The sequence below is a fragment of the Sphingomonas sp. R647 genome (genome assembly GCF_020177055.1).
Classification (GTDB): Bacteria; Pseudomonadota; Alphaproteobacteria; order Sphingomonadales; family Sphingomonadaceae; genus Sphingomonas.
Window position 1 is genome coordinate 532,010 of the sequence record NZ_JAIQXT010000004.1, and the last position, 6,709, is coordinate 538,718.

Annotated in this window: 6 protein-coding genes; 4 read left to right on the forward strand and 2 right to left on the reverse strand. The window is 65.6% G+C overall.

Features of this window, described 5'->3' with window-relative positions:
* Nucleotides 1-222 precede the first annotated feature (222 nt).
* From K9B35_RS12780 to K9B35_RS12790, 3 genes are all read left to right on the forward strand, one after another.
* Complete coding sequence (locus K9B35_RS12780; protein ID WP_224922218.1) at nucleotides 223-1,062, forward strand: DUF4167 domain-containing protein; 840 nt, start codon at nucleotides 223-225, stop codon at nucleotides 1,060-1,062.
* Nucleotides 1,063-1,198: 136 nt separating this feature from the next.
* Nucleotides 1,199-2,575 carry a DUF4139 domain-containing protein gene (locus K9B35_RS12785; protein WP_224922219.1) on the forward strand — a complete coding sequence of 459 codons (1,377 nt, stop codon included), beginning with the start codon at nucleotides 1,199-1,201 and terminating at the stop codon, nucleotides 2,573-2,575.
* A 10-nt stretch (nucleotides 2,576-2,585) separates the two neighbouring features.
* Complete coding sequence (locus K9B35_RS12790; RefSeq protein ID WP_224922220.1) at nucleotides 2,586-4,145, forward strand: DUF4139 domain-containing protein; 1,560 nt, start codon at nucleotides 2,586-2,588, stop codon at nucleotides 4,143-4,145.
* A 161-nt stretch (nucleotides 4,146-4,306) separates the two neighbouring features.
* Here the strand turns inward: K9B35_RS12790 and K9B35_RS12795 are convergent, their stop codons facing one another.
* Nucleotides 4,307-4,591: a hypothetical protein gene (locus K9B35_RS12795; protein ID WP_224922221.1), complete on the reverse strand. Its 285-nt coding sequence runs from the start codon at nucleotides 4,589-4,591 to the stop codon at nucleotides 4,307-4,309.
* Nucleotides 4,592-4,655: 64 nt separating this feature from the next.
* On the opposite strand from K9B35_RS12795, the gene K9B35_RS12800 reads away from it, so the two are divergent.
* A complete protein-coding gene (locus tag K9B35_RS12800) occupies nucleotides 4,656-5,084 on the forward strand; it encodes a CBS domain-containing protein (protein WP_224922222.1) in 429 nt (142 codons plus the stop codon).
* Between the two features lie 29 nt (nucleotides 5,085-5,113).
* On the opposite strand, the gene K9B35_RS12805 is transcribed toward K9B35_RS12800, so the two are convergent.
* Complete coding sequence (locus K9B35_RS12805; protein WP_224922223.1) at nucleotides 5,114-6,583, reverse strand: lipopolysaccharide biosynthesis protein; 1,470 nt, start codon at nucleotides 6,581-6,583, stop codon at nucleotides 5,114-5,116.
* Nucleotides 6,584-6,709 lie beyond the last annotated feature (126 nt).

Genomic DNA, 6,709 nt, shown 5'->3' on the forward strand with positions numbered 1-6,709 from the left:
ATTATTGCCGTGCGGGCTAAAGATAACTCCGGGGCAGGCACCAGCAACCTAAATCGTTGAAAAGGTTTGCCGACCCAATTCAAGGCATGCGCGCTGCTGATTGTCCGGCAGCCATGCGAGAGCCGTTTCGATCCGAAGGATCGTGACGGCGTGCGGTGTAACACGCATCCGGGATCGCTGTTTGACCGATGGCGGATTGAGTAAGGACAGGACACACAGACGTTGATAAACAATCGTCAGGCGAACAACGGTCGCCGTCGCGGTCGTGGTGGCCAGCGCCAGCAGGGCGGCGGCAATCCCAACCAGGGCAACCGGATCGACAATCGCGCACGTGGCAATGCCGCGCAGCTGCTTGAGAAATACAAGAACCTTGCTCGCGACGCACAATTGGCGGGCGACCGGGTGAACACCGAATATTACCTTCAGTTCGCCGATCATTATTTCCGCGTGCTGGCCGAAACGCGCTCGCGCTTCGAGGAACAGAATCCGCAACAGCGCCGTCAGCGCGACGAGTTCGACGGCGACGAGGATGAGTTCGACGGTGAGGACGGCAATCGCGGCCAGGACGGCGACTTCGGCGACGAGGGCGATGAGCAGTCCGAGCGTCCGGTGCGCAACGAGCGTTCCGACCGCAACGACCGCAACGACCGCAACGACCGCCGCCCGAACCGCGATCGCGATCAGGCTCCGCGTGATCAGGCCCCGCGTGAGCATGTGCCCCGCGATCAGGCCCCCCGCGAAAACGCGCCGCGTGATCGTGACGGACGTGACCGCGACGGCCGCAACCGTGACCGTGACGCGCGCCGCGAACGTCAGCCGCGTGGCGTTGAGGGCGAAGTGGCTCCGGTCGCTGCGAACGAAGACGAAGCTCCGGCCGAGGACGGTCGCCGCGCGCGCCGTGGGCGTCCGCGCCGCGACGAAGCGAGCAGTGATACCGGCCATGGTGCCGAGATTGCGGCAGTGCTGCCCCCGGCGCTGGGCGTCGAGGGCGAGGTGGTCGAGGTCAAGCCGCGCCGCCGCCGCGTGAAGAAGGATGAGGGCGAACCGGCTGCGGCCGAATAAGCGCTCTCCACTTCGACGAAAAAATAAAGGCCGGTCCGTGACTTACGGGCCGGCCTTTTCGTTGTTGGTGCCCTTAACCGTTGACATGGCGCGCCCGTTGACGATGGTGCGCACACCAGATCGAAGGGGAAATGCGATGCGGCGTTTGACGTTGGCACTTGCGGCTGGAGCCGCGCTTTCCGGGACGATACTGGCGCTGCCCGCCTTCGCCCAGTCCGCCCAAGCGCCGCAGGCCCCAAGCGCCCAGGGCGAGGTCGCGGTCACCATCTACAACAACAATCTGGCACTGGTGCAGGACAAGCGCGAACTGCGCCTGCCCGCGGGCAAGTCGAAACAGGATTTCCCCGATGTGTCGGGACAGATCCGGCCCGAGACGGTGACGATCGGCGCGCCCGGCGCGACCATCGTCGAACAGAATTTCGACTTCGACCTGCTCACCCCCGAAGCGCTGATGGAAAAGGCAGTCGGCCAGGCCGTCACCGTGGTGCGCGGCGGCCAGAACCTGCCCGCCAAAATCCTCGCCTATAATGACGGCACCGTGGTCGAGATCGGCGGACGGATCGAGGTGCTGGGCAAGGACGACCGGGTGATCTTCCCGTCGCTGCCCCCATCCTTGCGCGCGCGGCCGACGCTGTCGGTGACGCTGGACGCCGATGCGGCGGGCGCGCGGCCGGTAACGCTCAGCTACCTGACCTATGGGATGGGCTGGAAGTCCGACTATGTCGCGCTGTTCGATGAGAAGGCGGGCAAGATCGACGTTCAGGGCTGGCTGACCCTGACCAACAATAGCGGCGTCACCTACACCAACGCCAACACATTGCTGGTCGCGGGTGCGGTCGGCGGCGGCGGGCGCGGCATGGGGTCGGTGATGGTGCCGGGCACCGAAACCGCGGGCCGCGAGCGGATCGGCGACTTCTATGTCTATCCGATTCCCGGCCGCACCACGATCGCGCAGCGCCAGCAAAAGCAGGTCAGCTTCCTCGATGTCGCGGGCGCGCCGGCGGCGAAAGCCTATGCCTATCGCAACCCCTGGCTCGGTCGACAGGATCAGGCGCGCAGCGTCGACACGGTGCTGCGCTTCTCGTCCTCGGCTGAGGGCGGCCTTGGCGACGCGCTGCCCGCCGGGACGGTCCGCATCTATATGCGCGACGCGCGCGGTGCGCCGCAGTTCATCGGCGAGAATGCGATCCCGCACACCCCGATGGGATCGCGGCTGGCGATCAAGACTGGCGAAGCGTTCGACGTGAAGGTCAAGGCGGTGGTCCAGACCCGCGAGCGCGCCGGATCGAACAAGTGGCGCACGACGATGGTCTATACGCTGACCAACGCCCGGCCCGACGCCGTAGTGGTCGAACTGTCGCAGGGCGGGCTCGACAGCTGGTGGAAGGATACGCGGATCCTGGAAGAGACCCAGGCGAGCGAACGCGTCAATTCCGATGAGGCGCTGTGGAAGGTGAGCGTCCCCGCCAATGGCGAGGCGACGCTGACCGCGACCTTCGAAACGCGTTACTGAGAAGCGGCCGGTGCGCCGCGCCGCCTTGTTGCTGATCGCGACCGCGCTCGCCGGGACGGGCGGGGCGCATGCGCAGAGCGTGCAGACTTCCGCCGGACCCGATTCGGTCGGGGTCACCATCTATCGTGCGCCCAATCGCGGCTCTGACGAGAAGATCAATCTCGACTGGCTCGGCGGCTACGCGCTGATCACCGAGACGCGGACGGTAACGATCCCCGCCGGCCGCGCAGTGATCCGGTTCGAGGGGGTGGCGTCGGGGATCCTGCCCGAAAGCGCGATCGTCACGGGATTGCCTGAGGGCGCGCGCGAGAAAAATCTCGACGGCGATCTGCTGTCGGCCGGGAGTCTGTACAGCCGCGGCTATGCCCGACCGGTGACGCTGCGCCGGACGCGCGACGGCAAGACCGTGGAGGAGCGCGCTGTGATCCGCTCCGGCCCGGCGGGCGCGGCGATCGTCGAGACGACACGCGGGATCGAGGTGCTGAACTGCGGCCCGACCGAAGATGCGATCGTCTATGACGCGGTGCCGCAGGGTCTGTCTGCGAAACCCACGCTGTCGGTCGAGACCGAATCGCCGCAGGGCGGGACCGCGACGATCACGCTGTCCTATCTCGCCTGGGGATTCGATTGGCAGGCGAACTATGTCGCGACGTTGCGGGACGGCGGCGGCACCGCGGCTGGCGTGCGGACGGCGGACCTGTTCGCCTGGGTGACCTTGGCCAGCACCGACATGACCAGCTTTGCCGACGCCGAAACGATGGTGGTGGCGGGCAAGGTCAACCGCACGACCGGCCGGACGGCCAACCCATTCGAGAGCGCCGAGTCGTTCGAATTCCGCTGCTATCTGCCCGAAGGTGGCGGGAACATCCCGCCGCCTCCGCCACCACCCCCTGCGCCGCCGCCGCCCCCACCCCCGATGATGGCCGCACCGATGGCGCGTGAGGAAATCGTCGTAACGGGCGCGCGGATGCGGATGGCGGTTCAGGAAGATCTCGGCGACCTCAAGGCCTATCGCATTCCTGATCGCACCACCGTCGCGGGTAAGGCGCAGAAGCAGGTGGCGATGCTGGCGAAGGATGCCGTGCCAGTGCGCATCATCTACGCGTCCGAAATCGGGTTCCGGGGTGCGGAGCAGCCGCAGATCCTGCTGCGCGCAATGAACAAGGAAAGCGATCGGCTGGGGCTGCCGCTGCCCGCCGGGCCGGTCGCGCTGTTCGAGCGGCAGGGTGAGCGGTCATTACTAATCGACGAATCGAGCACCGACGACAAGGCGGTGGGCGAGGAGGTCGAGGTCAAGTTCCCGGCGACCGCCAATGTGACCCTGGAGCTCAAGCAGCAGCAGCCCAAATCGCGCCGCTACGCATTCGAGCTGATCGTGCGCAACGCCAACCCGTTCCCGGTGCAGTTCGAGGGCGAGTTCAACATCGACCCGTCGCTGATGCGCGGGGCCAGCGTCAAGCTGGGCAAGAAGGATGGCCGCACTTTATGGGCGGTAACGGTGCCGGCGAACGGATCGCAGACGCTGAGCTATAAGGTGCAGCTGCCGCCCCCGCCCAAGCCGCAGCGTTAGAGTCGTTTTCAGCAAAGCTGAATCGGCACCGGCCCGCTCCCCCACGGGGTCCCCGCAAAGTAGTACTTTGCGGGGCTACCCGCACCCGGCCACCCAACGACAGTGTATTCTATGGGTGGCCGGATGGGGGAGCGGGCCGGTGCCGCCTAACTGAAACGACTCTAATCCCGCTTCTTCTCCGTCGCATCGCGCGACCGCTCGTCATGGCCGGTGCCGGAACTCAGGAACACCAGCCCCATCAACGCGCCGCCGAGCAGGATCGACAGCCCGACCCCGATCGCCATCGCGATCGACGCGTGCAGCTGAAACTCACCGACCGCGACATAGAGCGCGATCACCGCCACGATCGCCGACCCCAAAGCGAGCAGCCCGACAAAGCCGAAAATGCGGCGGTAGCGGCGCCAGGCGAGGCGCGCATAATCGGGATTGTCGAGGTTCGGTTCCATGCCCTTTCATTTGGGGACGAATCGTGGGAGTCTCAACCGCCTAACGAGATGAAGGAGACTGACGATGACCATCGCAGCAATCCTCGGCACCAAGGGACAGGATGTCACAACCATCGGTGGCGACGCGACCGTGCGTGAAGCGGTTGCGCTGCTTGCCGAAAAACGTATCGGCGCGGTGCCGGTGGTCGAGGGGGGCGTGGTGGCCGGCATCTTTTCCGAACGCGACGTGATCCATTGTCTGAAGCGCGATGGGCCGGCTGCACTCGATACCGATGTGCGACGGGTGATGACCGCCCCGGCGATCACGGTGACGCGCGGCGAATCGGTGCTCGGCGCATTGTCGCTGATGACCCAGCGGCGCATCCGCCATCTGCCGGTGGTTGAAGGCGGCGCGTTGATCGGGTTCGTGTCGATCGGCGATCTGGTCAAGTTCCGGATCGAGAAGATCGAGGCCGAGGCGGATCAGATGCGGGCCTATATCCAGACGGCTTAGCGAAGGCAGGTCCAACGGGGTTCAGGGCGTTACCGCCGGATCATCGCAATGGCATCCTGAACCGTCGCGCGCGCGAAAAGCCACAGCCACGCACCATAGACGGCAGCTCCCACACCGGTGAGCAGGGTCAGATGCGGGAAAGGCGCAAGCGGCGGGAGCAGGCGGTCGACCAGCCCGACGATCAGCGCCATCGCGACCGCGGCCGTGACCGGCGGAAGAATCGCCCCCAGCCATTCGCGCCATGACAGGCCGATCACCGGCAGGCTGCGCGCGGCAGTCACCAGCAGAAAGAGTGGCCATACCGCGATCCACGCCCAGGCAAGTCCCTCGACTCCCCATTTCACTCCGATCAGGAAGGCGGCGGGAAGGAGCAGCGCGCCGATCGCGGCGGTCTGCGCGCCAAGCCCCGGTCGCCCGCGCGCGTCGGTCGCCGGCGCGAACAGCACCTGCAGCGTCATGAACGGCATGGCGAGCGCGAGCAGATGGACGACAGGCCCTGCTTCGAGCCACTTCTCGCCCAGTGCGACATGCACCAACGGCTCGGCGGTCGCGGCGAGTCCGAGATAGAAGGGCATGGCGACGACCATGATCAGTCGCACCGATCGCGCAAAGGCAATCGCGGTTCCCTCCGCATCATCCTGCATCCGGGCATAGGCGGAGAAGGCAACCTCGTTCAGCGCGGGGATGAACTTTGACACAAGGATCTGGGTCAGGAACAGGCTGGTCGTATAGATGCCGAGCCAGTGCGGGTCGAAACTCCGCCCCGCGATGAACACGTCGGACTGGCTCTGCACGAACCAGAAGAACTGGCCGGTCGCGATCAACCCGCCAAAGCGCGCCATCTCGCCCGCACCGCGAAAGTCGAAGCTCGGCCACATCAGCGATCCTGCAGCCCAGGTCATGCCGATCGCGCGGGTGCCGAACAGCACAAGGGGGGCAAGTACCAGCGTCCAAACGCCAAGGCCGGCATAGGCGCCCGCGACCGCGGCGATCGCACCCGCCACGGCAGAGACTAGGTTCACCTGCGCCTGTTTGCGGAAGTCCATCGCCCGCGCGAGCAGCGCATAGGGGAAGGCGATGAAGGGCGTCGCGATGTAGAGCAGCGCCTGAATGCGCAGCATATCGGCGACGACTGGCTGACGGTAATAGGCCGCGGCGAGCGGGGCGAGGATGAACTGGAGCGCGCCAAGCCCGAGGTTGAGCAGCAGCAACATGCCGAACAGCTGGCGCACCGCGCGCTCATCGACATCTGCCTTTTGGATCAGACCGCTCGCCAGACCATAGCCGTTGAGGAGGTTGAGCAGCACCAACACGACCTGGGTCATTGCGAACAGGCCATAGTCGCTCGGGTCGAGCAGGCGAATCACCAGGAAGGTGGCGCCCCACGCGATGACTTGCCCCAGGATCTGGGTGCCGGAGCGCCAGATCACCGCACTGCGCACCTGATTTCGGAGCGATTCTCGGCCTTCATTTGGTGATTCGGCGGGTGATTCGATCATCAAACCCCTATCGCAGCTACGTCTTGCTGGGTCGTAAACCGCAGTTTTTTGCGGGTTTGGGGTGTGGCGCAACAAAAATGCAAAAACCCTGTTGACCGAATCTGAAGCCGGGCATAGAAGCCACTC

Bases quoted from the DNA above. Each gene is read 5' to 3' on its own strand.
- K9B35_RS12785 (WP_224922219.1), top strand. From the start codon at position 1,199: ATGCGGCGTTTGACGTTGGCACTTGCGGCTGGAGCCGCGCTTTCCGGG.
- K9B35_RS12795 (WP_224922221.1), bottom strand. From the start codon at position 4,591: ATGGAACCGAACCTCGACAATCCCGATTATGCGCGCCTCGCCTGGCGC.
- K9B35_RS12800 (WP_224922222.1), top strand. From the start codon at position 4,656: ATGACCATCGCAGCAATCCTCGGCACCAAGGGACAGGATGTCACAACC.
- K9B35_RS12805 (WP_224922223.1), bottom strand. From the start codon at position 6,583: ATGATCGAATCACCCGCCGAATCACCAAATGAAGGCCGAGAATCGCTC.